General features: G+C 68.3%; 23 protein-coding genes, 1 tRNA gene and 1 other RNA gene. 13 read left to right on the top strand and 12 right to left on the bottom strand.

Going from position 1 to position 25,904, the window contains the following annotated elements; all coding sequences use genetic code 11:
* Positions 1-90 precede the first annotated feature (90 nt).
* Complete coding sequence (locus tag ACPXB3_RS06960; protein WP_425727176.1) at positions 91-270, bottom strand: hypothetical protein; 180 nt, start codon at positions 268-270, stop codon at positions 91-93.
* Between the two features lie 300 nt (positions 271-570).
* Between ACPXB3_RS06960 and ACPXB3_RS06955 the strand changes: the two genes are divergently transcribed.
* On the top strand, positions 571-1,845 hold the full coding sequence (locus ACPXB3_RS06955; RefSeq protein ID WP_425727174.1) for a DUF222 domain-containing protein: 1,275 nt from the start codon (positions 571-573) through the stop codon (positions 1,843-1,845).
* Between the two features lie 160 nt (positions 1,846-2,005).
* Here ACPXB3_RS06955 and ACPXB3_RS06950 read toward each other — a convergent pair.
* The 3 genes from ACPXB3_RS06950 to ACPXB3_RS06940 form a co-directional block, all read right to left on the bottom strand.
* Positions 2,006-2,080: transfer RNA gene (locus ACPXB3_RS06950), tRNA-Val, on the bottom strand.
* Positions 2,081-2,209: 129 nt separating this feature from the next.
* Positions 2,210-3,187: a helix-turn-helix transcriptional regulator gene (locus ACPXB3_RS06945; protein WP_425727172.1), complete on the bottom strand. Its 978-nt coding sequence runs from the start codon at positions 3,185-3,187 to the stop codon at positions 2,210-2,212.
* Positions 3,188-3,245: 58 nt separating this feature from the next.
* Positions 3,246-4,061: an alpha/beta hydrolase family esterase gene (locus tag ACPXB3_RS06940; RefSeq protein ID WP_425727170.1), complete on the bottom strand. Its 816-nt coding sequence runs from the start codon at positions 4,059-4,061 to the stop codon at positions 3,246-3,248.
* Between the two features lie 335 nt (positions 4,062-4,396).
* On the opposite strand from ACPXB3_RS06940, the gene ACPXB3_RS06935 reads away from it, so the two are divergent.
* On the top strand, positions 4,397-5,215 hold the full coding sequence (locus ACPXB3_RS06935; protein ID WP_425727168.1) for a maleylpyruvate isomerase family mycothiol-dependent enzyme: 819 nt from the start codon (positions 4,397-4,399) through the stop codon (positions 5,213-5,215).
* On the opposite strand, the gene ACPXB3_RS06930 is transcribed toward ACPXB3_RS06935, so the two are convergent.
* Complete coding sequence (locus ACPXB3_RS06930; RefSeq protein ID WP_425727166.1) at positions 5,203-6,033, bottom strand: spermidine synthase; 831 nt, start codon at positions 6,031-6,033, stop codon at positions 5,203-5,205. The two genes, ACPXB3_RS06935 and ACPXB3_RS06930, sit on opposite strands and share 13 nt — an antisense overlap.
* A 62-nt stretch (positions 6,034-6,095) precedes the next feature.
* Between ACPXB3_RS06930 and ACPXB3_RS06925 the strand changes: the two genes are divergently transcribed.
* Positions 6,096-6,728, top strand: a complete 633-nt coding sequence (locus tag ACPXB3_RS06925) for a Type 1 glutamine amidotransferase-like domain-containing protein (RefSeq protein ID WP_425705787.1) — start codon at positions 6,096-6,098, stop codon at positions 6,726-6,728.
* An 89-nt stretch (positions 6,729-6,817) separates the two neighbouring features.
* Positions 6,818-7,723: a cobalamin biosynthesis protein gene (locus ACPXB3_RS06920; RefSeq protein ID WP_425727277.1), complete on the top strand. Its 906-nt coding sequence runs from the start codon at positions 6,818-6,820 to the stop codon at positions 7,721-7,723.
* Positions 7,724-7,825: 102 nt separating this feature from the next.
* On the opposite strand, the gene ACPXB3_RS06915 is transcribed toward ACPXB3_RS06920, so the two are convergent.
* Genes ACPXB3_RS06915 through ACPXB3_RS06905 form a run of 3 tightly spaced genes read right to left on the bottom strand, consistent with a single transcriptional unit; the run spans position 7,826 to position 10,080 of the window.
* A complete protein-coding gene (locus tag ACPXB3_RS06915) occupies positions 7,826-8,872 on the bottom strand; it encodes an SURF1 family protein (protein WP_425727165.1) in 1,047 nt (348 codons plus the stop codon).
* A gap of 49 nt (positions 8,873-8,921) precedes the next feature.
* Entirely contained in the window at positions 8,922-9,404 is a 483-nt protein-coding gene (locus ACPXB3_RS06910) for a low molecular weight protein-tyrosine-phosphatase (protein WP_425705790.1), read from the bottom strand.
* Positions 9,397-10,080 (bottom strand): HAD hydrolase-like protein, encoded by a 684-nt coding sequence (locus ACPXB3_RS06905; RefSeq protein ID WP_425705791.1) that lies wholly within the window; start codon positions 10,078-10,080, stop codon positions 9,397-9,399. Before ACPXB3_RS06905 ends, ACPXB3_RS06910 begins: the two co-directional genes overlap by 8 nt.
* A gap of 33 nt (positions 10,081-10,113) precedes the next feature.
* On the opposite strand from ACPXB3_RS06905, the gene cobC reads away from it, so the two are divergent.
* The 5 genes from cobC (at position 10,114) to rnpB (ending at position 14,272) form a co-directional block, all read left to right on the top strand.
* Positions 10,114-11,199, top strand: a complete 1,086-nt coding sequence (gene cobC, locus ACPXB3_RS06900; protein WP_425727163.1) for an Rv2231c family pyridoxal phosphate-dependent protein CobC — start codon at positions 10,114-10,116, stop codon at positions 11,197-11,199.
* The gene (locus ACPXB3_RS06895) at positions 11,192-12,316 is read left to right on the top strand and encodes a Nif3-like dinuclear metal center hexameric protein (protein WP_425727162.1); all 1,125 of its coding nucleotides are present in this window, start codon (positions 11,192-11,194) and stop codon (positions 12,314-12,316) included. The genes cobC and ACPXB3_RS06895 overlap by 8 nt, the downstream gene beginning before the upstream one ends.
* A gap of 60 nt (positions 12,317-12,376) precedes the next feature.
* Positions 12,377-13,114: a zinc ribbon domain-containing protein gene (locus tag ACPXB3_RS06890; protein WP_425727160.1), complete on the top strand. Its 738-nt coding sequence runs from the start codon at positions 12,377-12,379 to the stop codon at positions 13,112-13,114.
* Positions 13,115-13,164: 50 nt separating this feature from the next.
* A complete protein-coding gene (locus ACPXB3_RS06885) occupies positions 13,165-13,812 on the top strand; it encodes a histidine phosphatase family protein (RefSeq protein WP_425727276.1) in 648 nt (215 codons plus the stop codon).
* 55 nt (positions 13,813-13,867) lie between these two features.
* An RNA gene (gene rnpB, locus ACPXB3_RS06880) (RNase P RNA component class A) lies at positions 13,868-14,272 on the top strand.
* Between the two features lie 81 nt (positions 14,273-14,353).
* Here rnpB and ACPXB3_RS06875 read toward each other — a convergent pair.
* From ACPXB3_RS06875 to panB, 3 genes are read right to left on the bottom strand one after another with little or no spacing between them, the layout of a single operon-like run.
* Positions 14,354-15,844, bottom strand: coding sequence for a CHAD domain-containing protein (locus tag ACPXB3_RS06875; RefSeq protein WP_425705795.1), 1,491 nt, complete (start codon positions 15,842-15,844; stop codon positions 14,354-14,356).
* Between the two features lie 51 nt (positions 15,845-15,895).
* The gene (gene pip / locus ACPXB3_RS06870; protein WP_425727159.1) at positions 15,896-16,864 is read right to left on the bottom strand and encodes a prolyl aminopeptidase; all 969 of its coding nucleotides are present in this window, start codon (positions 16,862-16,864) and stop codon (positions 15,896-15,898) included.
* A gap of 51 nt (positions 16,865-16,915) precedes the next feature.
* Positions 16,916-17,776 carry a 3-methyl-2-oxobutanoate hydroxymethyltransferase gene (gene panB, locus ACPXB3_RS06865; RefSeq protein ID WP_425705797.1) on the bottom strand — a complete coding sequence of 287 codons (861 nt, stop codon included), beginning with the start codon at positions 17,774-17,776 and terminating at the stop codon, positions 16,916-16,918.
* A gap of 248 nt (positions 17,777-18,024) precedes the next feature.
* Here panB and glnA point away from each other — a divergent pair, with 248 nt between their 5' ends.
* The 3 genes from glnA (at position 18,025) to ACPXB3_RS06850 (ending at position 23,399) form a co-directional block, all read left to right on the top strand.
* Positions 18,025-19,365 carry a type I glutamate--ammonia ligase gene (glnA, locus tag ACPXB3_RS06860; protein WP_425727157.1) on the top strand — a complete coding sequence of 447 codons (1,341 nt, stop codon included), beginning with the start codon at positions 18,025-18,027 and terminating at the stop codon, positions 19,363-19,365.
* Between the two features lie 67 nt (positions 19,366-19,432).
* Complete coding sequence (locus ACPXB3_RS06855; RefSeq protein WP_425727155.1) at positions 19,433-22,441, top strand: bifunctional [glutamine synthetase] adenylyltransferase/[glutamine synthetase]-adenylyl-L-tyrosine phosphorylase; 3,009 nt, start codon at positions 19,433-19,435, stop codon at positions 22,439-22,441.
* A gap of 16 nt (positions 22,442-22,457) precedes the next feature.
* Positions 22,458-23,399, top strand: coding sequence for an endonuclease/exonuclease/phosphatase family protein (locus tag ACPXB3_RS06850; RefSeq protein ID WP_425727153.1), 942 nt, complete (start codon positions 22,458-22,460; stop codon positions 23,397-23,399).
* Positions 23,400-23,498: 99 nt separating this feature from the next.
* Here the strand turns inward: ACPXB3_RS06850 and ACPXB3_RS06845 are convergent, their stop codons facing one another.
* On the bottom strand, positions 23,499-24,236 hold the full coding sequence (locus ACPXB3_RS06845; RefSeq protein ID WP_425727151.1) for a TetR/AcrR family transcriptional regulator: 738 nt from the start codon (positions 24,234-24,236) through the stop codon (positions 23,499-23,501).
* Between the two features lie 100 nt (positions 24,237-24,336).
* Between ACPXB3_RS06845 and ACPXB3_RS06840 the strand changes: the two genes are divergently transcribed.
* The gene (locus ACPXB3_RS06840) at positions 24,337-25,872 is read left to right on the top strand and encodes an MFS transporter (RefSeq protein WP_425727149.1); all 1,536 of its coding nucleotides are present in this window, start codon (positions 24,337-24,339) and stop codon (positions 25,870-25,872) included.
* Positions 25,873-25,904 lie beyond the last annotated feature (32 nt).

Here is a 25,904-nt window from a genome sequence, read left to right as displayed (position 1 = left end):
AACACCTACGCTTCTGCCCGACCCACATGTCTGTGGGTCGGGCAGAAGTGTGTGGTGAGATGGTCGCACCAAGCGGGGAGCGTTCGGCGGTCAGCCGATTCCGGCATGGAAGGCGACCACGGCGACACGACGGCTGTCGATGGGGGCGTCGACGAGCAACACGGCAATGCGCCGGCGCTGATCGTCGGTGGGAGTTGCCCACATCCGTGCGGCGCCGGTTCGCAACCAGTTCCCGATACCGGCTAACTCCCGTTCTGTGTGATCTGGCACCCGACCAGGAACCTATATGCAGATGGTTCGTCATCGGCTGACACGCGGACTGAACCATTATTCACGAACCCTGCATGGTGATGCGATTTCTTTTGTCGGCCGCCGCGTTCTTCGTATCGTTTTGGCTATGCGGGGCCCCTGCGCTACCACATGCCACCGACAGAAATTCGCAGTCGCAGGGGAAGCGAAAGACGTTGTCCACAAACCATATTCGATACACAGATGCCGCCTATCTGGATGTCATTGTCGGCGCATGCGTGTAGGATGGAGACATCGCATCGATCGCCAAGGGGGGGCACCATGATCGCCGACGTCACCATCGAAAGCACGGATACTGCAGCAGTTTTGGCCGGCGTTGTCGACCAGCTCACCGAACTCCGCACCAGCCCGGACATGACCGGGCCGCAGGCACACGCCGCGCTGCAACAGATCCTGCTGATCCGCAATCTCGCCGACCATCACGCAGCCACGTTCGCCGGTGACCTCGACCGCCTCGGTGTCGCCGACGGCAAGGGCCGCCGGTTGCGGGAACTACTCGTCGTGATGGGGTGCGCGCCCGCCGTCGCCGCGCGGTTCGTACGGATCGGCACCGCCACCGACATCGACCCACTGCTACGCCACGCCGCCGACGGTTCGATCTCGTCCGAGCATGCCGACGCGATCGTGCGGGGGCTGTCGCACATCGAATCCCGATCCGCTGCGCCTGCCGACGCCGACCTGCGGTCGGCGCAGTTGATGTCACTGATGTCGTGGTCTTCGGCGGGCATGACGCCGGCCCAGATCGCCGATCACGCCCGCACCATCGCCAACGAACTCGCCGCCGACACCGACGACGGCAAGCCTGCTGCCGAAGACAAGACGATCAACGAACTCGGCTACCACAGAACCGACGACGGCCGTTTGGATGTGTGCGCCAACCTCGATGCGGTCGCCGGGGAGAAGCTGCACAGCCTGGTCGAATCGCTATCCGCGCCGAAACCCCAGCCCGACGGCTCGCACGACCCGCGGTCGGCGGAACGGAAACGCGCGGATGCTCTCGAGACGATCCTCGAGCTTGCCGAGAAGGGTCTCGCCGATGAGACGGTGTCGTGCAAACCGACCGGCGGCGTCCTGTTGACGATTCCTGCCGACACCCCGAAATTGTCCGCACTCGAGTTCATGGGATCGGTGACACCCGCGACGGCGAAGACGTTGGGTTGTGATGCCGGGGTCACCGTCGTCATCGTCGACGGCGAGCAGGTGCCGTTGAACGTCGGGCGTGAGAAGCGGCTGTTCACGCCGTCGCAACGAAAAGCATTGCTGCTCAGGGATAAGTGCTGCGTCAAATGCGGTGCGCCGGCATCGCGAACGCAGGCGCACCACCTTGTGACGTGGGTTGACGGTGGGACCACCGACCTGGACAACGGCTGCCTACTGTGCACCAGCTGCCACCACGACGTCCACGACAGAGGGTGGGACGTGGTCATGGGGTTCGATCGACATCCGTGGCTCATCCCGCCGGCCACGGTCGACCCGCGCCGGCGGCCACTACCGGCCTACAACCGACGCACCCTACGACTCGACAGCGCTGCCTGAGACCGGCTGCATGACCGTGCTTGCCTGAAACAGGCTCACCCACAATGACTTTCTGACCCTTGCACCCGGCCCGCCGGGACCGCAACTGTTCCTTGAGAACTTCATACGGGCCGCCGGCCCGCGACCCAGCACCGTTCACGGCAGCACTGCGCGATCTACCTGGTGCGCGCAAAGGGATTCGAACCCCTGACCGCTGGTGTGTAAGACCAGAGCTCTACCGCTGAGCTATACGCGCGCTGGGCGGGCAACTGCCCGCACCAACACACGAATGTAGCGGCTCACGGTGTGATCGCCCAAACCGAGCGGGACGTGCTCCGGTGTGTGCACATGTCAGCGTGTCGGCGGCGGCGGCGGCGACGTCAGGTCACGGGCCGCAGGCGCGGCGATACCGGGCGGCGAGATGCTCGTGATGGTCGGCCACCGCGGTCAGTTCGCCGCGCAGCTCATCGGGGGACAGGACAGAAAAGTCGGCGTCGAAGGCGTGGAGCCACCGGGCGATCGAGGTCAGCGACGTCGAGTACATCGTCAGTTCGCAACTCGACTCGTCGCCGGACTCGATCGTGCCCCACGCATCGGACACCATGGGTGCGATCACCTCGAGCGGGGCATGGACGCGCACTCGTGCCGAGGCCTGTCGATACACCTCGCCGATACTGCGTTCGAGGAATCGCGACGCCCCGCCTGCGGGCAGGTCGCGCGGCGCGAACCGGGGGCCGGTGGGCGTCTTGGGCACCATCCGGTCCACGCGGAACGAGCGCCAGTCGTCGCGGCCGAGATCGAAGGCGACGAGATACCAGCGCATACCGTTGCGGACCAGCCGGTACGGTTCGGCCTCGCGGCGCGACTCGGTGCCGTCACCGCGCCGATACTCGAACCGCAGCCGCTCATGGCGATGGCAGGTGGCGGCGATGTCGGTGAGAACCGCTGCCGAGACCGACGCCTGACCGCGCGTGCGCGGCACGGCCTCCAGCGACAGCGAGTCGAGGCGGTGTCGCAGCCGCGAGGGCATCACCTGCCGCAACTTGCTCAACGCACCGGCCGACGCCTCGGCCATGTCCGATACCGGGCCGGTCGTCACCGCATCCAGCCCGAGCGCCACCGCGAGGACTTCTTGGTCGTCGAGAAGCAGCGGCGGCATCTCGGCGCCGGCGCCGAGTCGGTATCCGCCGCCTACACCGACGCTGGCGCCGACCGGGTAGCCGAGTGCACGCAACTTGTCGACGTCGCGTCGCACCGTGCGGGTGGTGATCTCGAGCCGGTCGGCCAACTCCTGGCCGGACCACTCGCGTCGCATCTGCAACAGCGACAGGAGTTGCAGGAGGCGCGCCGACGTTTCGAGCATGAGCTCATCGTGCCGTAGATCGCGGACCATTGGTGTCCGCGTTGGCCGATTGCGGCACTCAGAGGGTGAGGGGATGCCGACTGAAGAACTGCCAGATCAGTGGTGTCGCCGACACGGTGTCGCTGACCCCCGGCTGGCCGTGCGTCGTCGAACCGGGCCAGACGTGCCCGCCGCCGGCGATGCGGTAATGCGCGACCTCGCTGCCCAGCGCACTGCACAACGGCCAATCGAACTGCGTCACAACCGTATTGATCGGCACCTGCAGTGGCGTGGTCACACAGCCGTCGCGGCGCGCCCATGACGCGACGACGTCGAAGAGCGGTCCGTAACGTCCGCCGAGTCGGGTGCCACCGTTGTAGTGGATGACGGGATCTGCGGTGCCATGGAAGTCGATGATCGAGGCCGGCGCTTTCGACGACGGGCAGTACGGGCGACTCTGGTCGTAGAACGCCCCGTTGACGATGGCGTAGGCGGCGAACTGGCCGGGCAGCCGGCACGCCAGCATCGACACAAGTCCGCCGCCGTTGGAGCGCCCGACGGCGAAGGTCCGGTTGCGGTCCACACACGTGGTGGCCCGCACCTCACGCAGGATCGCCGAGGTGAACGCGATGTCGTCGGCCTTGGGCGACGAGTACGGGGCGCCCTGCCAGGACAGCTCCCCGTCGGTGCCGAGCAGACCGTCGGGATAGGCCACGACCGCGGGCAGACCCGACAAGCCGGTGTAGCGCTCGAAACTCACCGGCGACTCGGTGTGGCCGGGATACGCGAGGATCAACGGCATGGGGGAGCGTCCGGTGTAGCCGGCCGGCAGGTGGACGCGGTAAGTCCGGTCGACGCCGTCGACCCGGGTCGTGTGGCTCGTGTTCGCCGGCATGCCGGCGCGAGGGGCGCAGGCCGCAGCCGGTGACGGCGAGGGTGATGGGGCGCCACGGGCGGGCGTTCCGGGCCCGAGGAGACAGGTCGCCAAGATACCCAGCACAGCAACGACGCCACCCCACGACCACCGATTCGCTACGCGCACGGGTGCAAGGATAGGGCATGGTCGCCGCCGGACCTCCGCGAATGCCGCTGTCCGGCATCGTCTCGCGCCCATCGTCGCCAGATCCCGAGATGATCCATCCGGCGGTGCACCACGCGGTAGCGTCGGACCCGCGGCCCCGGCCCTACCCGGACCGCAAGAAGCGCCCGCGTTCAGAAATCGGAGATGCCATGCCCGCCACGTCGATCGACCCGTCCGCACTGATTCCGGTCCTGATCGATGAGTGGGGCGCTTTACGGACCCTCGCGACCGAACTCGGTGACCGGTCGACTGCGGCGTCGATCCTGCCGGGCTGGACCAACGCCGACATCATCGCCCACATCATCGGGACCGAGTCCATGCTCGAGGGCCGCGACGTCGACGCCCCGGCCGACATCGCCGACCGGGCACACGTGCGCAATCCGATCGGCGAACTCAACGAGAAGTGGGTCGAGCACTTCCGTGGACGCCCCGCCAGCAACGTGCTCGACGCCTTCGACGAGATCGTCGCGACGCGCAGCGCCGCGCTGCAACGGATGTCACAAGCCGATTTCGACGTCGACGCCCAGACCCCGGCCGGTCCGGACACCTACGGCAGGTTCATGCGAATCCGGTTGTTCGACTGCTGGATTCACGAGGTGGATCTGCGCGACGGAGGCATCGGTGGTACGCCGTCCGCCGAACCGGTCGCCTGGGTGCTCGATGAGATCACCGCCTCGTTGCCCTACGTCGTCGGCAAGCGCGCGCAGGTGCCGATGGGCAGCGCGGTGATCTTCGAGGTCACCGGGGCCGCGCCGCGTACGGTGCGGATCGCGGTGGCCGAGCGGGCCGGACTCGTCGATTCCTTCGACGGCGGCGACGCCGCTGCGGACGTCGTCCTCGAGCTCCACGCTGTCGATCTCGTGCGGCTGGCCGGAGGCCGGCGGACCGCAGACCCGTCCGCGGTGACAATCCGCGGGGACGACGAACTCGCACAGGCGATCCTGGCCCGGATCGACTACCTGATCTGATCGGTGCCGGGTGCCGGCGGGTCGTGTCGCGCCCGCCCCCGCCCGAACGCACGCGCCTCGTCACCAGCGATCGTGCGCGCCGGCAACGGGTCGCTGAGCAGTCGACGGACCAGCGCCGCCGACGGTTCCAACCGACGATCGCTGCCCACGATCACCACGTTGCCGGTGCGACGCCCCTTCAACATGGCCGGGTCGGCGATGAGCAGCACGTGGGCGAAGACCTGCGCGACGGCGTCGGCGTCGGTGCGCACCAGCCCGAGGTCGCGCCCGTCGCCGCAGTTGGCGAGATACAGACCGCCGGGAACGAGGACGTCGGCCACCGCGCGCACGAACTCCACGGTCGTCAGATGTGTTGGTGTGCGGTTGGATTCGAAGGCGTCGCGCACGACCACGTCGCGCGAGCCCGGATGCAACGACTCGAGAACCGCGCGCGCGTCGCCCACACGGATGCGCAGACGCGGCGCGCGGGGCAGGTCGAACCACTCGCGGACCAGACGCGCGAGTTCGGCGTCGATCTCGACGGCGACATGCCGCGACGCCGGGTACGTCGCGGCGAGGTAGCGGGGCAGCGCGCACGCGGCGCCGCCCAGATGCAGGACCGACAGGCGGTCCTCGGTCGGATGGTGGTCCTCGATGACCGCGGCCATCTGCCGCAGGTATTCGAAGTCCAGCACGCGGGGGTCGTCATCGATATGCGAACTGTGCGTGCCGTTGATCTGCAGCAGCCATCCGCCCGAGGTGGTATCGGGCGCCAGCTCGGCCGTGCCGGTGTCGATCGGATAGGTTCCCGCGACCGGCGCGGGGCGGTGGCGTGCCATCACCGCAGGAGTCTATCGGTCCTCCGGTCGGGCCGGCGGCGATCACGGGTAGCGTGGCCAGGATGGATTTGCTGCTGCTGTCCCTGGGCTTCGGTGCGGTCCCCGCATTCGTGGCGGAAACGACCGGAAAGGCGATGCGGCAGTTGACGATCGGCTATCTCGGCGACGCGCGGATCCCCTATGCGGGGCAGCCCGGCGAGCGGGCCGAGCGCGACCGGCTCGATGCCGCAGGCTGTGCGATCGTCGACGTGTCGGCAGCCCGGCAGGACCGCGACGAGTTCGCCGCGGACCTCGATCGGGTCGATGCCCTCTACGTCGCCGGCGGCAACACCTTTGCGCTGCTGTGGGCACTGCGCCGCGACGGCGCCGGGGATGTGCTCGCGGACCGGGTGCGCCACTCGTTGCCCTACATCGGGTGCAGTGCCGGGGCGGTGGTCGTCGGCCCGTCGATTGCCCCGGTGGCCCGGATGGACGATCCGGCCGAGGCGCCCGGCCCGGTCGATCCGCGCGGACTGGAGCTGATCGACACCGTCGTCCTGCCACACGCCGACGGCCAATTGCCGCCCTACCCGCGGGAATTGATCGACTCGGTACGCCGCGAGTACGGGTCACGCCATCACCTGCAGCCCCTTGCCGACGAGGAGGCGCTGCGGGTTCGTGGCGACGAGCACGCCGTCATCAGCTCGGGGTTCTGATGGGTGGGCGGGTGACTGTCCGGCATGCGAGCACCGGGAGGCCGACGTGGTCGGGGTGGGCCGGCACCTTCCGTCCGGAGCCGGTTGGACTGGTCCTCGGCTACCTTCTCGACCGCGTCCTCGCCGACCCGCGCCGAGGGCATCCCGTCGCCGGGATCGGGAACATCGCCGCCGCACTGGAGCGCCGCACCTATGCCGACAGCCGAGCCGCGGGTCTCGCTCACTGCGCGATGTGCGTGAGCGGTGCCGCGGCGGCCGGGATGCTCGCGGTCGGTCCGCTCGCCGAGCGCAGGGAATGGCGTATCGCGGTGACCGCCGCGGTCACCTGGGCGGTACTCGGTGGCACCACCCTGATCGGTGTCGGTGGCTCGGTTGCCCGGCGTCTCGACGCCGACGACGTATCCGGCGCCCGCGAACTCGTCCCCAGCTTGTGCGGACGCGACCCGAATGCGCTCGACGAGGCCGGAATCTGCCGCGCCGCTGTGGAATCGGTGGCCGAGAACACCTCCGACGCCGCGGTCGGTCCGCTGGTGTGGGGTGCGCTCGCCGGGGTGCCCGGGCTGCTGATCTACCGAACCGCCAACACTCTGGACGCGATGATCGGCCACCGCACCACCCGCTATGCCCGATTCGGTTGGGCGGCGGCCCGATTCGATGATGCGCTGAATCTGCTGCCCGCACGCCTCGCCGGACTCGTGGTGGTGGCCGTGGGACCCGACCGCCGGGGAGCGCTCCGTGCGTGGCGCGCCGACGCGTCGGCACATCCGAGTCCGAACGCCGGCGTGGTCGAGGCCTCGTTCGCCGGCGCGCTCGGCGTGCGGCTCGGTGGGGTCACCGTGTATCCACACCACACCGAGAACCGTCCGGCACTCGGCCGGGGCCGCCCACCGGCGACGACCGATCTGCGTGCCGCCCTGCGGTTGTCGAGGCGGGTACAGATCGGGGCACTGGGCGCTTCCGTCGTGCTCGCGTGGCTGCGCAGCCGACGCATGTAGGTGATTCGCCTCGAGTTCCCGCTCAACCATTTGATTCCCGCTCGACGAGATCGTTGAGCGGGAACGAAATGAGTGAGCGGGAATGCCGCGACGGTTGGGCGCTCAGCTGCCGTAGCGTTCGGAGAGTTTGTCGCGGACCGTCGTGGAGACATGTTCGGTGTCCGGGCCCGCGCCGATGCCCACCGGCGTGACGTCGTCGGTCGAGTCGTCTCTCGAGGAACGTCCGGCGGCTGCCTGCCGCAGGTCGGCGCGCATCCGCTTACGTCGCTCAGAACGAGAGATGGCCGACGAGACGTCACCGGGATTCGCCGGCCGGCCGGAGGCGCCGGACAGGTCCGCGCCATTCGTCGGCGGCACGTCGCCACCGGACGCAGCCGCCTCGGCCGCGTGGGCTCGCTTCTGGGCGGCCGCACGCCGGCGTTGCCGGATCTCGGAATAGAGAAAATAGCCGGCCCCCAGTGGTGCCATGATCCCGAAGGCAAGCCACTGCAGGCCGTAGGACAGATATGGGCCGGAGTCGAGCTGGGGCAGTGGGATCTCGCCGAGCGAACCCGGTTGCTGGGGGGAGAGCTGCAGGTAGAACGGGTCCATCGGAGTGCTGGTCGCCATCGACAATTGGGTCGGGTCGATCGTGTACATCGTCAGCGCGCCGTCCTCGGGACGGGCGCCGCGCCCGGCGGTGGTGCCCTCGGTGGCGCGGATCCGCGCATTGATGGTCGTCTCACCGGTCGGCGGTGCCGGGATCACCGGGGCGTTGTTGCTCTGGTCCGGGCGCACATAGCCACGGTCGACGGCGAGCACCCGGTCGCTGCCGGCGATCCGGAAGGGCGTCAGGACTTCGATGGCCGGCCGCTCCTCGACCGACCGCAGACGGACGAGGGCCTGCTTGTCGGTGAGGAACGTGCCGGTCAGCGACACCTCACGCCACTCTGTCGACGGTGCGAAACCCGAGCCGGGCGGCGCGACCTTGTCGATCGGTACCGGTGCCGTCGCGACCGCGGACTTGATGAGGTGATTGCGTTCGGAGGTCGCCGAGTTCTTGCCGAGCTGCCACGGCGCCAACAGCATGAAGCACGCCGCAGCAAATGCGATCACCACGATGATCAGGGCGATCCACCCCGGTCGGATGACGTTTCGCAACGTGCGCATACAACAACGTTACCGAGACACGACGATCGCTGGTGCGTCGGAGGGCTGGTCAGGCGTCGGGCTCGTCGAGATGGTGGCGCACCCAGTCGAGCAGGCCCGGTACCGCCGCCTCGATCTGGCGGCGGGTGATCGTGAAATCCTCGGGAGTGCCGTAGTACGGGTCGGCGAGGTCGAGCGCGTCGCCCGCGTCGGGGTCGAAGCTGCGCAGCAGCCGGGTGCGGTCGCCGAGCCGCTTGCGTTCGAGTTCTTTGACGTGACCGGCGTCGGCGACGACGAAGAGGTCCGCGTCGATGTGGTCGGGTCCGAGCTGGTCGGCGACGTGCGCGTCGGAGTAGCCGTGGGCGAGCAGCTCGGTCCGTGCGCGGTTGTCGGCGGCTTCACCGACGTGCCAGCCGCTCGTCCCGGAACTGCTCACCTCGACACGATCGGCCAGCCCCGCCTCGCAGAGCGCCTTGGCGAAGATGTTTTGCGCCATCGGCGACCGGCAGATGTTGCCGGTGCAGACGAAACAGATGTGTAGTGGATCAGACACCGAGCACCTCGCGCAGATCAGCAATCGAATCGACACCCCATGAGGCGGCGTCGCGCTCCCCGGGCAGAGCGTAACCCCATCCCACCAGGATCGTCGGGATTGCGAAGCGCGCAGCTCCCTCGACATCGTGGGACCGGTCGCCGATCATCACCGCCGGGCGAAGGGGTCGGTGTGTGCTCGGGTCGAGCGATATGCCCAATTGTGCCAGCGCATGGGCGATCACGTCGGGTTTGTGTCGGCGGGTGCCGTCATCGCTGGCCCCGGCGATGACGCGGAAATGCTCGGCGAGGCCGAAGTGTTGGAGGATCGCGCGTGCGGTGGACTCGTTCTTCGATGTCGCCACGGCCAGCGTGCGGCCGGTGGCATCGAGGTCGGCGAGCACCGTGTTCATGCCGTCGAACACCGAGTTCTCCAGCCATCCGACGTCGGTGTAGCGGGCCCGGTAGGCGCGCATGGCCGCGGCGGCGGTGGCCTCGTCGAGGCCCAATTGGCGCAGCGTGTCGATCATGGGCGGTCCGGCGATCCCGGCGATCACGTCGTCGGGGGCCGGCGGCGCACCGACTGCGGCCAGGGCATGCCGGAAGCTGTTGGCTATCCCCGTGAAACTGTCGGTGATCGTCCCGTCGAGGTCGACGAGGAGGACGGTGTCGGGATCGGCGGGGTCTGGTCGGGCCATCACCAAACCATGGTGCACGTAGGCTCATCCGGTATGACATCGGGGCTGCATGCGCTCGACCGGCACGGCGACCGGGACAGCACCGCGGGCATGCTCGATTTCGCCGTCAACGTGCGTGGTGCGGCGCCCCCATTCGTGCGGGCGGCGATCGAGGCCACACTCGACGACCTCGCCCGATACCCGACATCGGCCGACACCGCGCACGCCGGCGAGGTGATCGCGGATCTGCACGGTCGCACCGCGGCCGAGGTGATGCTCCTCGCCGGCGCATCCGATGGCTTCGAGTTGCTTCCGAAGCTGGGTGTCGCACATGCGGCACTGCTGCAGCCGTCGTTCACCGAGCCCGAACTGGTGCTGCGCGCCGCGGGGATTCGGATCACCCAGGTCGTCGGTGCTCCCGACGCCTCGCTGTCCGAGCTCGCCGGGCGGGTCCCCGACGACGCCGACCTCGTCGTCCTCGGCAACCCTACGAACCCGACGTCGATGCTGCATCCGGCGCAGACCATCGAATCGTTGCGCCGCCCCGGGCGGATCGTCGTCGTCGACGAGGCCTTCGCCGACCTGACCCTCGACCCGGTGACCGGTCGCCGCGAGCCCGAGTCGTGCAGCGGCAATCGTGCCGCCGATCTCGTCGTCTTACGCAGTGTCACCAAGACTTTCGGGCTCGCCGGTCTGCGCGCCGGCTACCTGTTGGCGGCACCGGAGGTCATCGCACGACTCGAGGCCGGGCGACGCGCCTGGCCACTGTCGGCGCCCGCGCTCGCAGCACTGGCTGCGTGCTGCGGCCCGGCCGGCGAACGCTTCTGCCGTGACCAGGCCCATATCGTGGCCGCCGAACGTGAGTATCTGGTGTCCCGGCTCGCCGACATCGGGCCGGCGGTGTGCGCACCGGCGTCGGCACCCTTTGTGCTCGTCGAGACGCCGGGCGCGCTGGCGATCCGCGAACGGCTGCGCGCGCATGGGATCGCGGTGCGCAGCTGCGCGAACTTCGTCGGGCTGACCGACGATCATCTGCGGCTGGCGGTGCGTCCGGCCGCACACGTCGACCGGCTCATCGGGGCGCTCGGACGTGCGCAGGAGGAGATCACCGTTGGCAGGACAGGAGTCGGCCGTGTCTGAGAACGTGAGCGTCGCCGAGGTGATCGCGGTCCTCGACGACGCGTATCCGCCCCGGCTGGCCGAGAGCTGGGATGCCGTCGGCCTGGTGTGCGGCGACCCGCAGGAACCGGCCCGCCGCATCCTCGTCTGCGTCGACGTCACCGATGATGTGGTCGAAGCCGCGGGTGCCGGTGGCTACGGATTGATCGTCGCGCATCATCCGCTGCTGCTGCGGGGAGTGGAGTCGGTGGCCGCCGACACCCCCAAAGGACGCATCGTGCATCGGCTCATCCGCGGCGGCATCGCGCTCTACACCGCCCACACCAACGCCGACAAGGCCGATCCCGGGGTGTCGGATGCGCTCGCCGAGACGCTGGGTCTGCGCGACGTCACCCCCATCGACCCGCAGCCGCAGCGGCCGGTCGACAAGTGGGTGGTGATGGTCCCCGAGGGCAACGCCGAGCAGGTGAGTGAGGCGATGTTCGCGGCAGGCGCGGGTGCCATCGGCGACTACCGCGACTGTGCGTGGTCGGTGGTCGGCACCGGGCAGTTCGAGGCGATCGACGGGGCGAGTCCGGCGATCGGACAGATCGGTGAACGGACCCGCGTCGACGAGGCAAGGGTGGAGATGGTCGCCGAGCGGGGACTACGGACCCGCGTGCTGGCCGCCCTGCGCGGCGCGCATCCCTACGAGGAGCCGGCCTTCGACGTCCTCGAACAGGCCGCGCTGCCCTCGGCGCTGGGGCTCGGACGCGTCGGGGTGCTACCCGAACCGGTCACGGTCGGCGAGTTCGCCGCGCGGGCCGCGGTGGTTCTGCGCACCCCATGGGGCGTGCGGGCCACCGGACCGGCGGATCGGCGGATCGAGACGGTCGCGGTGTGTGGCGGTGCGGGCGACTCACTGCTGGCCGCGGTCGCCCGACTCGGCGTCGACGCCTACCTCACGGGCGATCTGCGTCATCATCCGGTCGACGAGGCGTTGCGCGCCGGGGGACCCGTGCTGATCGATGCCGGGCACTGGGCGACGGAGTTTCCGTGGTGCCGCCAGGCCGCCGACCTCATCGCCGGCGCGACCGGCTCGCCGGTGGATTGCCACGACGACCCGACGGATCCCTTTACCGTCCACGCGACCGGATGACGCTGCGCGTACCGTGAACCGTTCACCCGAATACCCCCACATTCCACGAGGAGACACCCGATGAAGGTCGAGGCCGGACGGCAACGACTCCTGCTGGAGCTGGCCGACGTCGACGCCCGGCTGGCGCGGCTCGACCACCGAGTACGCACTCTGCCCGAGGACGCCGCGATCGCCGAGACCGCCGCAGGCATCGAGTCCGCGCGGGCCGATCTCGTGCGCGCGGAGATCGCCGCGGAGGACCTCGATCGGGAATACCGCCGCATGGACGGCGAGATCACCGGCATGCGCGAGCGCGAGCAGAAGGATTCGACCCTGCTCAGCGCCGGTGGTCTGGCGCCGAAAGCGTTGTCCGAGTTGCAGCATGAGGTGTCCGGCCTGGCCAGGCGCCGTCAGTCGTTCGAGGACGATCTGCTCGAGCTGATGGAACGGCAGGAAGCGCTAGGTGCCGAGCGGGACCGCGCTTCGGCGACCATCGCGCACCTCGATGGCCAACTGTCGGCGCAGCGTGAGCTCCGGGAAGAAGCGGTGGCGGTGCTGACCGCCGATCAGGACGCGCTCACCGCGCGGCGCGAGGAGATCATCGGCGAGGTCCCCGACCAGCTGCTGCCCATCTACCAGCGGCAGCGTGACGAGGGCAAGATCGGCGCGGGACTTCTACGTGCCCAGCGGTGCGGCGCGTGCCGAATGGAAATCGATCGCGGGACGCTCGCGGCGATCGCCGCCGCCGACGACGATGAGGTGATCCGGTGTGAGGAGTGCGGCGCCATCCTCATCCGTACACACGAGTCCGGGCTGTGAGCGACGCCGGGGCGACCGCCACGCCGTCGGCGCCCTCGTGGCAGGGACAGATGGCCCCGCCTACCCGCGTGGTGCTGGTCCGTCATGGCCAGACAGCGCTCTCGGTCGAGCGCCGGTACTCCGGGCGCGGGAATCCGCCGCTCACCGAATTCGGGGTGGTACAGGCGGAGGGCGCGGCCGAACGTGCCTTGCTCGAGAGCCCGGTTGCCGCGGTCGTCAGTTCGCCGCTCGCGCGTGCGCGGCACACGGCTCAGGTGATCGCCGACCGTCTCGGCGAGGGACTTCTCGGCGGTGCGGTCCATGGCGGTGAGGTCCTGGTCGACGACGACCTGATCGAGAACGACTTCGGCGCATGGGAGGGACTGACCTTTGCCGAGGCCAAGGCCCGTGACCCGCAGCTGCATGCCCGCTGGCTCGCCGACCACTCGGTGCCCGCACCCGGCGGGGAGAGCTTCACCGAGACCGCGGCGCGGGTGATCGCGGCCAATGACCGTCTGCTGGCACGGTATCCGGGCCAGACCGTGGTCGTCGTCAGCCATGTCACCCCGATCAAGTCGCTGCTGCAACATGCACTCGATGTGGGGCCACAACTGCTGTTTCGGTTGCACCTGGACCTGGCGTCGGTATCGGTGGCGGAGTTCTTTCCCGACGGTGGTGCGGTGGTCCGCTCGGTCAACGACACCGCCCACCTACGCTGAACCGCCGACCGCGCAGCGGGGTGCGCTACGGCGCGGGCTATCCTGGACCGGCGAACGAGTCGGCCGGGCGGCCGCGGCGCGTGGAACGGCCAGTCACTGGATACGCCATACGCCGAGGAAAGTCCGGACTCCACAGAGCAGGGTGGTTGTCAACGGCAACCCGGGGTGACCCGCGGGACAGTGCCACAGAAAACAGACCGCCGGTCGTCAGACCGGTAAGGGTGAAACGGTGCGGTAAGAGCGCACCAGCGATGCGGGTGACCGCGTCGGCTAGGTAAACCCCACCCGGAGCAAGGCCGAAGCACGAACCCCTCGGGTGCGTGTGCGCGGACGTCATGAGGGCTGCTCGCCCCAGTCCGCGGGTGGGCTGCTCGAGGTACCCGGTGACGGTGTGCCCAGATGGATGGTCGCCGCCGACCTCTGGTCGGAACAGGATCCGGCTTACACGCCGACTCGTTCGCCCTCACCCGAATCCGGCGGGCCGGCCGCCCGCGATGGGGCGGTCGCGCACTGGAGCGGCGAGGGCTGCCAACTTGTTGGATCACAGACCTTTTGCCGCGTTGCGGTAGGCCGCGACCGCGCGGTTGCCTGCTGCCTCCTGCAGTGCGTCGAGTCGTCCGAGAAGGAACATGTCGCGCCCGGACAGGTCGGTGCCGGCAGCGAGCTCGGCCAGCCGGGACCGGTTGATGCGGGTGTCGTTGTAATCGCCGAGCGCGGACTGGATTTGCTTGGCGACGCCGGCGACCTTGCCATACCGCTTGATCCCGAGGGGTTCACCCGCGTCGGTGGCGTAGCGCAGCTTCTTGGCGCGCTTTCGGATGGCGTGCAGTTGTTCGGCCCACTCGTGCGAACCCTCGGGGTACGAGGCGAGTTCGGTTTGGGCCTGCCGGATCTTCTTGCGGTTCTTGCTGATCGCAGTGTCCACGGCAGCTACCGCCGAGACGTCGGCGTCGGGTCCCGGCGGCGGGTCGGCGATCAGCGTGTCGATGTCGTCGAGTAACCGGAAATACCGTTCGGAATTCAACGCGGTGTGCGCGGCGCGCAGTGCCCGATCATGTGTGTCCGACTCGGTTCCGGCAAGCGCCGCCACCAGCGCCTCCGACGGGTGCTCATCGCGTAGCAAGTCGGTGTCGATGGCCAACTGAACCTCGGAATCGCGTGCGTCGCCGAGGATTCGGGCGAGCAGGCGCAGTTCGTCGTTGATTCGGGCGGTGTGGTGGGAATCGAGAACCGTCGGAAATCCGGACAGCACGCTGCGAAATCTGCGGGTGGCCACCCGCATCTGGTGCACGGCATCGTCGGCGTCGATGCGCACCTCGGGGTCGTAGGCGACCAGATCGTTGCGATGGATCGCGAGGTCGGTGACCACCAGCTCCAATGCGGTGGGGCGCTTGGGTAGTCGCGGTTCGGTCATCGTCGGTGTCGACCCGATGGCCCGGGCCAGTTTCGACGCGCTCGACGGTTCGCTGCCACCGGCGCCGCGCAGCAGCTTGTGGGCCGCCTTCAGTAGTCGCCCGGTGCCGCCGGAGAGGAGTTCGAACTCCCACTCGGCCCACTGCTGTGTCCCGCCACCGGGGAGTAGTGAGCGCGCGGTGACGAGGTCCTCGGCGAATTCGGCAAGCGGTTCGTCATCGACGCCGGACAACGTGGTGATGGTGCGTGAGGTGGAGATCACCGCGACCGGGATGAGGCTGCGGTGCCGGGTGATGGCCAGCACCGGGATGAGCAGCGACTCGGGTAGGTCGCCGTCGGCCGGCGCCTCGTCGAAGCCGACCTGCAGCTCGCGCCGAGCACCTGGAATGTCGCTGGGACGCTTGAGATGCCAACCGGCGTCGTGCCCGCCGGTGCGGCGGCGCAGAGTGATCCGATTGCCCGCCAGATCGAGACTGTCGGTGTCGAAGTACGTGGCGTCGAGGGTGAATGTCTCCGGTTCGCGCGCACCGACCACTCCGGGCAGTACCCGCAGATCGGGCGCCGCGGTACCGGCTTCGACGTCGAACTTGAGCTCCACCTCGACCTGCTCGGTTGCCACGGGTCCTCCTGTCGGATGTCGGTACGCGTGAAGTGTATGCACGCCGATGGGTCAACGGTCGGCGAAGCCGTCGGTCGCCTCGATCAGGTGATGCCGGATACCCGGCTCGAAGGAGGCATGTCCGGCATCGTCGACGATGTGCAGGGACGCCGTCGGCCACGCCCGGTGCAGATCCCACGCGCTGCGCATGGGACACACCACGTCGTAGCGGCCCTGCACGATGACGCCGGGGATGTCGGCGATCCGGCCGATGTCGCGCAGCAGTTGCCCGTCGTCGAGGAAGCCGTGGTGGACGAAGTAGTGGTTCTCGATCGAGGCGAAAGCGAGATCGAACCGCGGTCCGGCGTCCTCCTTGGCCGCGGCGGCCTCCGCGGGCTTGGGGATGAGGTAGCTCGTGGCCTGCTCCCACCCGGCCCATGCGCGCGCGGCCCGCGCCGCGACCGCCGGATCATCGGCGGTCAACAGTCGGTGATAGGCGGCGACGAGATCGCCGCTGCGCTCGGCCTCCGGGATGGGCGCCAGATAGGACTCCCAGCGGTCCGGGTAGAGGTGCGCGGCGCCACCGTTGTAGTACCAATCGATCTCGCTGCGGCGCAGGAGAAAGATTCCGCGCAACACGAGTTCGGTGACACGCTCGGGATGGGCCTGAGCATACGCAAGGCCCAGCGTCGAGCCCCAGGAACCGCCGAACACCTGCCACCGATCGACGCCCAGGTGCTCGCGCAGTGCCTCCATGTCGGCGATGAGTGCCGGGGTGGTGTTGACCGTGAGGTCGGCGCCGTCGGCGATGTGTGGCGCGGACTTGCCGCATCCGCGTTGGTCGAACAACACGATCCGGTAGCGCTGTGGGTCGAAGAAGCGCCGCTGGTCGGGTGCGGTGCCGCCGCCGGGGCCGCCGTGGACGAACACCACCGGCTTGCCGTCGGGATCACCGGAGGTCTCCCAGTAGATCTGCTGACCGTCGGTGGTCGGCAGATGCCCGGACGCGTACGGATCGATTTCGGGATAGAAGTCGCGCATGGCACAACACTATTCGTGGCGACCGCCGATCGGTGGAGGCGTGAAGTCCGATCAGTAGCTGTGCTCGGGCCCGGGGAACGTGCCCCGACGCACTTCGTCGGCGTATTCCTCTGCCGCGCTGCGCAATTCGCTGCCGATATCGGCGAAGCGTTTCACGAACCGCGCGGTTTTGCCGTGGGTGAGGCCGGCCATGTCCTGCCACACGAGTACCTGGGCGTCGGTCTCGTTGCCCGCGCCGATGCCGACGGTGGGGATGGTGAGCTTGCGGGTGATCTGGCCGGCCAGTTCTGCCGGGACCATCTCCATGACGACCGCGACCGCACCGGCCTCCTGGACCGCGATGGCGTCGGCGACGAGTTGATCGGCGGCATCGCCGCGGCCCTGGATGCGGAATCCGCCGAGTCCGTTGACGCTCTGCGGGGTGAAACCGATGTGGGCGATCACCGGGATGCCGGCGGCGGTCAGGGTGGCGATCTGATCGGCGACGCGTTCACCGCCCTCGAGCTTGATCGCGTGGGCGCCGGTCTCCTTGAAGAACCGCACTGCGGTCTCGAGTGCCTGCTGCGGCCCGGCCTCGTAGCTGCCGAAGGGCAGATCGGCGACGACGAGCGCATGCGGCGCACCGCGCACGACGGCGCGGGCGAACGGGATCAGTTCGTCGACGGTCACCGGGACGGTGGTGTCGTAGCCGAGCATCACGTTGGCGGCGGAATCGCCGACGAGCAGCACGGGGATGCCGGCTTCGTCGAATATGCGGGCGGTCGAGTAGTCGTACACGGTGAGCATCGACCACTTCTCGCCTTCGGCCTTCATCTGGGCGAGGTGATGGACGCGGGTGACGCCGCGGCGAGGTGCGGCAGAATCGGAATCGTCGGCGGCGGGGCGCGAACCGTAGACAGGGGTGTCAGACATCATTGTCTCTTTTCTTCCTCGAGTCCTGGCTGGCAGGTACCCGGGCGGTTGGGACAATCCATTCTCGCACCGACGCCGGTGCGAGAGACATCGGCGGACGCTGTGCCATTGGTCACAATGCAAAACTCATCCCAGTATCTGGTAGGTCGTGGCCACGATCTGAGATCACGCGCGCAAAGTCGCTGGGTGCAAAGTTCGACTTGTGTATGTAACACAGATTTAACAGGGCATCCCTAATGTCGGCGTTCATGGATCGCCAAAAAGAATTCGTCTTGCGGACTCTCGAAGAGCGGGACATCCGGTTCGTCCGCCTGTGGTTCACCGATGTCCTCGGATATCTGAAGTCCGTGGCGATCGCCCCGGCCGAACTCGAGGGCGCGTTCTCCGAGGGCATCGGTTTCGACGGGTCGGCGATCGAGGGCTTCTCCCGCGTCTCGGAGGCCGACACCGTGGCCAAGCCCGATCCGTCCACCTTCCAGATCCTGCCCTGGACCACCTCGCGGGGCCGCCATCACTCCGCCCGGATGTTCTGCGACATCGCGATGCCCGACGGCACTCCGAGCTGGGCGGATTCGCGGCACGTATTGCGACGTCAGTTGAACAAGGCAGCCGACCTCGGGTTCAGCTGCTACGTCCACCCCGAGATCGAGTTCTTCCTCCTCAAGGAGGCAAAGCTGGACGGCAGCGTGCCGGTACCGGCCGATTCCGGCGGGTACTTCGATCAGGCCGTCCACGACGCGGCACCGAATTTCCGCCGGCACGCGATCGAGGCGCTGGAATCGATGGGCATCTCGGTGGAATTCTCCCATCACGAAGGTGCGCCGGGGCAGCAGGAGATCGACCTCCGGTACGCCGACGCGCTGTCGATGGCCGACAACGTGATGACCTTCCGGTATGTCGTCAAGGAGGTTGCCATCGGCGAGGGCACCTGGGCGACGTTCATGCCCAAGCCGTTCAGCGAGCACCCCGGGTCGGCGATGCACACGCACATGAGCCTGTTCGAAGGTGAGGCCAACGCCTTCCACAATCCCGACGACCCGATGCAGCTCTCGGACACCGGCAAGAAGTTCATCGCCGGGATCCTGCATCACGCCAACGAGATCAGCGCCGTCACCAACCAGTGGGTCAACAGCTACAAGCGGCTCATCCACGGTGGGGAGGCGCCGACCGCGGCCACCTGGGGTGGCGCCAATCGCTCGGCGCTGATCCGGCTACCGCTCTACACCCCCAACAAGGCGTCGTCACGACGCGTCGAGGTCCGCAGTCCCGATTCCGCGTGCAACCCGTACTTGACGTTCGCGGTCCTGCTGGCCGCCGGACTCAAGGGCATCACCGATGACTACGAGCTGCCCGACGAGGCCGAGGACGACGTCTGGTCGCTCACGTCGGCCGAACGGCGGGCCATGGGTTACGCCGAGTTGCCCGGCAGCCTGGCCGAGGCGCTGCGTGCCATGGAGGGCTCCGAGTTGGTCGCCGAGGCCCTCGGCGAACACGTCTTCGATTACTTCCTGCGGAACAAGTGGACCGAATGGACCAACTACCGCAGCCTGGTGACGCCCTTCGAGCTCACCAACTATCTGTCTCTCTGACCGCCGGCCGGGTTCCCGATCGGCGCCCGGCGCGGCACATGTCGGGGTGTGACGCTACTTTCGTGGGGTGACATCGCTTTACGGCCGAGGTGGCATCCCCAGTTCCGGACGTCTGGGGCTACTCGACGCGTCGGCGTCGGCGGAGCTGGCGGAACTGGGGTGGAACACCGAGGATTCGGTCGACCTGCTCTGGGCGCTGTCGCGGGCTCCCAACGCCGACCTGGCACTGCGGGCGATGACGCGTCTGCGTGGCGTCGTCGGTGACCAATGGTCGGCCGTCGACGCACTTCTGCGCACCGACAAGGGGTTTCGTGGCCGGCTCTTCGGTGTGCTCGGTTCGTCCGATGCGCTTGCCGATCACCTCGCCGCCGAGCCCACCACGTGGCGGTTGCTCGAGCCCGACACCCTGCCAGACACCGACGAGCTCTACGCGACCATGCTCGCGTCTGTCGACGCCGTCGCCGAGCCGGGCGAACAGGAGAAGGGCAACAAGATCTTCCGCGCCGGTCTGCAGGGACCGGGTGCGGTGGTCGCGTTGCGGCAGGCTTATCGCAATCTGCTCATGCAACTCGCCGCCCACGACGTCGCGCCCACCGTCGAGGACGAGCGGGTCATGTGGCTGCCCGAGGTGGGCGCCTACCTCGCCGACCTCGCCGACGCGGCGCTGACCGCCGCACTCGCGGTCGCCTTCCGTGAGGTCTGTGGCGACAAGCCGGTGCCGGTGCGCGTCGGTGTGATCGCAATGGGCAAATGTGGTGCGCGCGAACTCAATTACGTCAGCGATGTGGACGTGGTGTTCGTCAGCGAACCGGCCGACGGCGTCGCCGCGCGGATCGCGGGCGAGATGATGCGCATCGGAACGCTCGCCTTCTTCGAGGTCGACGCGGCACTGCGGCCGGAGGGCAAGGCAGGTGCGCTGACCCGCACGCTCGAGTCGCATGTCGCCTACTTCAACCGGTGGGCCAAGACGTGGGAATTCCAGGCCCAGCTCAAGGCGCGCCCGATGACCGGTGACATGGAACTCGCGCGGGCCTACCACGACGCCATCAACCCGATGGTCTGGCGGGCTGCCGAGCGCGAGGACTTCGTGCACGAGGTGCAGGCGATGCGGCGGCGGGTGGAAGAACTGGTGCCCGAGGACCAACGGGAACGCAATCTGAAACTCGGTAGCGGCAGCCTTCGTGACGTCGAGTTCGCGGTCCAACTGCTGCAGATGGTGCACGGTCGCGTCGACGAGACGTTGCGCGTATGCGCCACCGTCGACGCACTGAGCGCACTGATCGCAGGCGGCTACGTCGGCCGCGATGACGGGGCCAATCTGATCGCGTCGTATCAATTCCTGCGGCTGCTCGAGCACCGGCTCCAGTTGCAGCGACTCTCGCGGACGCATCTGTTGCCCGAATTCGACGACGACGAGGGTATGCGCTGGCTGGCCCGCGCCGCCCATATCCGGCGCGAGGGCGATCTCGACGCGACGGCGGTGCTGCGGCGCCAGATCAAACATCAGGCCTTGCGGGTGCGCAAACTGCATCAGAAGCTCTTCTACCGACCCCTGTTGGAGGCGGCGACCCGCTTCAACACCGAGGAGCTCACACTCACCGACACCTCGGCGGAGCGACGGCTCGCCGCTCTCGGCTACGCACAGCCAGAGCGCGCCCTCAGCCATATCCGGGCACTGGCGTCGGCCCCGGGCCGGCGTGGTCAGGTGCAGCTACTGATCCTCCCGCAGCTACTCGAATACATCGGTGACACACCGGATCCCGATGCGGGCCTGCTCAACTATCGACGCCTGTGCGAGGAGATGGACAACGAGTGGTTCCTGCGGCTGCTGCGCGACGACGGGGTCGTCGCCGAACGACTGATGCGGGTGCTGGGGACCTCCGAGTTCATCGCGAATCTGCTCATGCGGTCGCCGGAGGTCATTCATCTGTACTCCGATGGCGCCAGCGGGCCGAAGCTGTGCGAGGCCAGACCGGAGGACGTCGCAAAGGGACTGATCGCTTCCACCGTCCGGCAGACCGATCTGCGCCGCGCGGTGGCGATCGCCCGGTCGCATCGCCGCGCCGAGCTCGCCCGGATCGCGTCCGCCGACATCCTCGGGATGCTGGATGTGCCGCAGGTGTGTTGTGCGTTGTCGAACGTGTGGGCAGCGGTGCTCAATGCCGCGTTGACGGTGGCGGTCAATGCCTCCGAGTCCGAGCGTGGCGCGCCGGCCCCGGCGCGGATCGCGGTGATCGGCATGGGCCGACTGGGCGGTCTGGAGTTGGGTTACGGGTCGGACGCCGACGTGCTGTTCGTCTGCGAGCCGCTTCCGGGTGCCGACGAGGCCGCCGCGGTCCGATGGTCGCAGACGATTGCCGAGAAGGTGCGGTCGATGCTCGGATCACCCAGTGAGGACCCACCGCTGGTCGTCGACACCGGGTTGCGTCCGGAGGGCCGCAACGGTCCCGTCGTGCGCACCCTGGCGGCATATGCGGCCTACTACGAGCAGTGGGCGCAGCCCTGGGAGGTCCAGGCACTGTTGCGTGCCCACCAGGTCGCCGGTGACGAGGAGCTGGGCGTCGAGTTCCTGCACATGGCCGATCGCTCCCGGTATCCGGCCGGCGGGGTGTCGTCGGCGGCGGTCCGTGAGATCCGCCGCATCAAGGCGCGGGTCGATTCCGAACGGCTGCCGCGCGGCGCAGACCCGGCAACGCATACCAAACTCGGGCGAGGCGGCCTCGCCGACGTCGAATGGACCGTTCAGCTGATGCAGCTGCGCTACGCGCACGAGTACACCTCACTGCACAACACCTCGACCCTGGAAGTCCTCGACGCGATCGGATCGGCGGAGCTGCTGCCCGAGACCGAGGTCGCCATCCTCAAGGTGGCGTGGCTGACGGCGACCAAGGCGCGCAACGCGCTGGTACTTGTTCGTGGTAAGCCGGTCGATCAATTGCCCGCTCCCGGAAAGCAATTGCGGCAGATAGCCTTTGCCGCGGGGTGGCCGGAGGACCAGGCAGCGGAATTCCTCGAGAACTACCTGCGCGTCACCCGACGGGCGAAGAACGTGGTGCGCAAGGTGTTCGGGGAATGATGCGTGGGGGAATGACGTGCGCAGCGTCCTGAGATTCCTCGCGCTCGCGCTGGCATGGCTGTTGATCGTGGTGACGGGCCTGGCCATCTGGTTGCATTACACCGCGTCGCGGGGCTCGGTGGCGATCTATGCGACGGCAGGGGTACCGTTCGCGATTCTGCCCGGTGTGCTCGCGGCTCTGCTGTTCGTGGTGCTGCGCCGTTGGGTCGCATTCTTCGTATCGGTGCTGGTGATCGCGGGCGTGTGCTTCACCCAAGGGCCACTGTGGGTGTCGCAGACCCCGCAGGCCGGTGATCGGTTCACGGTGGTGACCGCGAATCTGCGAGTCGGGTCCGGTGACGTCGCCGACGTCGCCGCGGCCGCCGCCGGTGCACAACTCGTCGCGCTGCAGGAGGTCACCCCGCTGGCTCTCGAGCGGGTCCGCCACAGCGCCCTGGGACACCGCTTTCCGTTCGTGTACGCACTGCCGGGACCGGCCGCCACCGGTGGCGTGTTACTCGGCCGCAGCGCTCTCGACGAGGAGCGCCGGATGCCGAACATGGTGATGAACAACCCGGGTGGCCGGACATCGGTGCCCGGTGGTCCGCGCACCCAGGTGCTCGCGATCCACCTGCCGGCTCCGATGTCGGGGCACGCCGGTGACTGGGTCCACGACATGCACCTGCTGAAAGAGCAGCTCCAGGGGCTCGGCGACGGCCCGGCGATCGTCGCCGGCGACTTCAACGCCACCTGGGACCACGCGCAGTATCGCCAACTGCTCACGGCGGGCTTTGCCGACGCCACCTCACAGGCCGGCGCGTGGTGGCAGCCCACCTTCCCTACCGACCGGATCGGCGGCCGGCCGCTGGTGGCGATCGACCGGGTCATCGTCCGCGGATTCGTGGCCACCTCGGTCCGCACGTTCACGGTGTCGGGCTCTGATCATCGAGGCGTGGTGGTATCGCTGGTGACGGTCTGACGGCCTGACGGCCTGACGGCCTGACGGCCTGACGGCACGTTCCGCCGCCGCTCCGGCCGGCTCGATCGTGTACCTCCGATATGCGAAAGGCCGTTGGGCTCAATCGCTCTCGATCATGCCGGCGAGTCCGTCGAGGATGATCGTGAGCCCGAAGTCGAACTGCTCGCGGTCGAAGTCGCCGTCGTCGTCGACCATGGACCTCATCGCGGAGGTGAGCGCGGGAAAGCGGTCCGGGTCGATCAGGCTCGCCACCGTTGCCTCGTAGCCCGGGCCGGGCGATGCGTCGGTTGTCGTGCCGCCCTGTAGGAGTCCCATCTGCGCCGACTGCCGGATGTGCTGTCGAACGAATCCGTCGACCAGCAAGAGAGCGTTCATCTTCTGCGGTCCGCTCAGACCGGTGGTGTCGAAGGCCCGTACCCCCGCTTCGGTCCAGGACATCACATTCGGGCCCGTCGGTGGCCGGGACATCGGGATCTCGGTCAGCCATGGCCGCCGGCGCAGCGTGCCCGCGGCGGTCCGGGCCCACTCGGTGATCTGCTCCCGCCAGGTGCCGGTGGTACCCAGTTGCGGATCGGCGGCGCCGTAGGCCTCGTCGACGAGGATGTCGATGATGTCGTCCTTGCTGTCGACGTAGCGGTAGAGCGACATCGCGGTCAGTCCCACGCTCTGGGCAATGGCCTTCATCGACACCGCTTCCCAGCCGCGCTGATCGGCGATGTCGACGGCTGCGCGGGCGATGTCACGAATGGTGAGGGTCGGTTTCGGCCCGCGACGTGGGGCGTCGGGGACGCGCCCCCAGAGCAGCGCCGTCGACTTCGGGATCGGTACGGGTTCCATGGCAGACATCCTACTAACTGCTTGCGCTGTAAACAGATGGGCTCTAACATCTGTATGATCCATAAACAGTATATGGATCATACAGATAGGTGGTGATGAGATGTCTCTCTCCCGTTCGGTACCTCACGGCTCGCCTTGGGTGGCGTTGACGGCGCTGTGCCTGCCGATGCTGATCGTCTCGATGGATGTGTCGGTACTGTTCTTCGCGGTGCCGTTCATCGCTTCGGACCTCGAACCCTCACCTGCCCAACAACTCTGGATATTCGACGTCTACGGCTTCGTGCTGGCCGGGCTGTTGCTGACGATGGGATCGGTGGCCGACCGCATCGGGCACCGGCGACTGCTGATGTGGGGCGCGTCGGGCTTCAGTGCTGCCTCACTTCTGGCGGCGTTCTCGACGACCCCGGAGATGCTGATCGGAGCGCGCGCGATACTGGCGGTCGCGGGGGCGACGCTGATGCCGTCGACACTCGCGCTGATCCGCCACATCTTCGACGACGACGCCGATCGGGCGAAGGCGATCGCAGCGTGGAACGCCGTGCTCGCCGGTGGGGTGGCCCTCGGTCCGATCATCTCCGGGCTGCTGCTCGAGCACTTCTGGTGGGGCTCGGTGTTCCTGATCAACGTGCCGGTGATGATCGCATTGCTGGTGGTGGCGCCGATTCTGCTGCCGGGGGACACCGCCGTTGCGCACCGGCGCGTCGACGCGCTCAGTGCGGCGCTGGTGCTCGGTGCGATACTGCCGTTGATCTACGCCATCAAGGAGTTCGCCGCCGATGGCTGGGCGGTGGGCCGACTGCTGATCGGGATGATCGGGGTGGTCTTCGGAGTCGTCTTCGTGCGGCGGCAGCGGCGGCTGGCCGATCCGGTACTCCATCTCGGCCTGCTGGCCGACCGGCGGTTCTCGGTCTCCATCTGGACCAATCTCATCTGTATGTTCGCGCTGCTGGGCAACTCGATCATGGTCACGCAGTACCTGCAGTCGGTGCTCGGTTACAGCCCGTTGCGGGCCGCCCTGTGGAGTGTGGTGCCGTCGGTGTTCGTCGGCGTGGCCGCACCGCTCGCCGCGGTCGGGGCGGGGCGTTTCGGCCGGCCGGTGGTGATGGTGACCGGACTACTCGTCGGCGCCGTCGGCTATCTGCTGCTCGGCTCACTGACCGGCCCGGACTCGCTGTGGATCGTCCTCGTCGCGTCGACGCTGCTGGCCGGTGGGATCGTGGCCACCACCTCGGTGGTCGCCGATCACGTCATGGGCATCGCCCCGGCGGATCGCGCTGGGGCCACCTCCGGGCTGTTGGAGACCTCCGGCGAACTCGGCGGCGCGCTGGGCATCGCGGTACTCGGCAGCGTGCTCAACGCGGTGTACCGCATCGCCTTTCCGGCCGGGCCGGGTCCGGCCGAGGCCGGTCGTAGCCTCGCCGGCGCGGTCGCGGTGAGTCACACCGAGACACCCGACGCGGCGGCGCGGATACTCGACGCCGCACGTCATGCATTCGTCGATGGGATGTCGGCGGCGGCCTGGACCGGAGCGGGGGTGCTGGTGGTCACCGCGCTGCTCGTTGCGTGGTCGGCGCGGTCGCCCGTGCGGGCCGATCCGGCCCGCCGGCACGGCGACGCGCCCCGTGTGCACGCGTGAAGGGCCGGCCTATCGCGGCGGTACGTGGGGGA

The sequence above is a fragment of the Gordonia sp. DT219 genome (assembly GCF_049847065.1).
GTDB lineage: Bacteria > Actinomycetota > Actinomycetes > Mycobacteriales > Mycobacteriaceae > Gordonia.
Note: the sequence above shows the minus strand (reverse complement) of the source record. Positions and strands in the feature narration are given on the sequence as shown.

What these genes read in the sequence shown, in the direction of transcription:
- pip (WP_425727159.1), bottom strand. Translation starts at nt 16,864, where the DNA reads ATGCGCGACTTCTATCCCGAAATCGATCCGTACGCGTCCGGGCATCTG.
- ACPXB3_RS06935 (WP_425727168.1), top strand. Translation starts at nt 4,397, where the DNA reads ATGCCCGCCACGTCGATCGACCCGTCCGCACTGATTCCGGTCCTGATC.
- ACPXB3_RS06955 (WP_425727174.1), top strand. Translation starts at nt 571, where the DNA reads ATGATCGCCGACGTCACCATCGAAAGCACGGATACTGCAGCAGTTTTG.
- glnA (WP_425727157.1), top strand. Translation starts at nt 18,025, where the DNA reads ATGGATCGCCAAAAAGAATTCGTCTTGCGGACTCTCGAAGAGCGGGAC.
- panB (WP_425705797.1), bottom strand. Translation starts at nt 17,776, where the DNA reads ATGTCTGACACCCCTGTCTACGGTTCGCGCCCCGCCGCCGACGATTCC.
- ACPXB3_RS06885 (WP_425727276.1), top strand. Translation starts at nt 13,165, where the DNA reads ATGGCCCCGCCTACCCGCGTGGTGCTGGTCCGTCATGGCCAGACAGCG.
- cobC (WP_425727163.1), top strand. Translation starts at nt 10,114, where the DNA reads ATGACATCGGGGCTGCATGCGCTCGACCGGCACGGCGACCGGGACAGC.
- ACPXB3_RS06890 (WP_425727160.1), top strand. Translation starts at nt 12,377, where the DNA reads ATGAAGGTCGAGGCCGGACGGCAACGACTCCTGCTGGAGCTGGCCGAC.
- ACPXB3_RS06845 (WP_425727151.1), bottom strand. Translation starts at nt 24,236, where the DNA reads ATGGAACCCGTACCGATCCCGAAGTCGACGGCGCTGCTCTGGGGGCGC.
- ACPXB3_RS06925 (WP_425705787.1), top strand. Translation starts at nt 6,096, where the DNA reads ATGGATTTGCTGCTGCTGTCCCTGGGCTTCGGTGCGGTCCCCGCATTC.
- ACPXB3_RS06915 (WP_425727165.1), bottom strand. Translation starts at nt 8,872, where the DNA reads ATGCGCACGTTGCGAAACGTCATCCGACCGGGGTGGATCGCCCTGATC.
- ACPXB3_RS06930 (WP_425727166.1), bottom strand. Translation starts at nt 6,033, where the DNA reads ATGGCACGCCACCGCCCCGCGCCGGTCGCGGGAACCTATCCGATCGAC.
- ACPXB3_RS06940 (WP_425727170.1), bottom strand. Translation starts at nt 4,061, where the DNA reads ATGCCGGCGAACACGAGCCACACGACCCGGGTCGACGGCGTCGACCGG.
- ACPXB3_RS06945 (WP_425727172.1), bottom strand. Translation starts at nt 3,187, where the DNA reads ATGCTCGAAACGTCGGCGCGCCTCCTGCAACTCCTGTCGCTGTTGCAG.
- ACPXB3_RS06905 (WP_425705791.1), bottom strand. Translation starts at nt 10,080, where the DNA reads ATGGCCCGACCAGACCCCGCCGATCCCGACACCGTCCTCCTCGTCGAC.
- ACPXB3_RS06840 (WP_425727149.1), top strand. Translation starts at nt 24,337, where the DNA reads ATGTCTCTCTCCCGTTCGGTACCTCACGGCTCGCCTTGGGTGGCGTTG.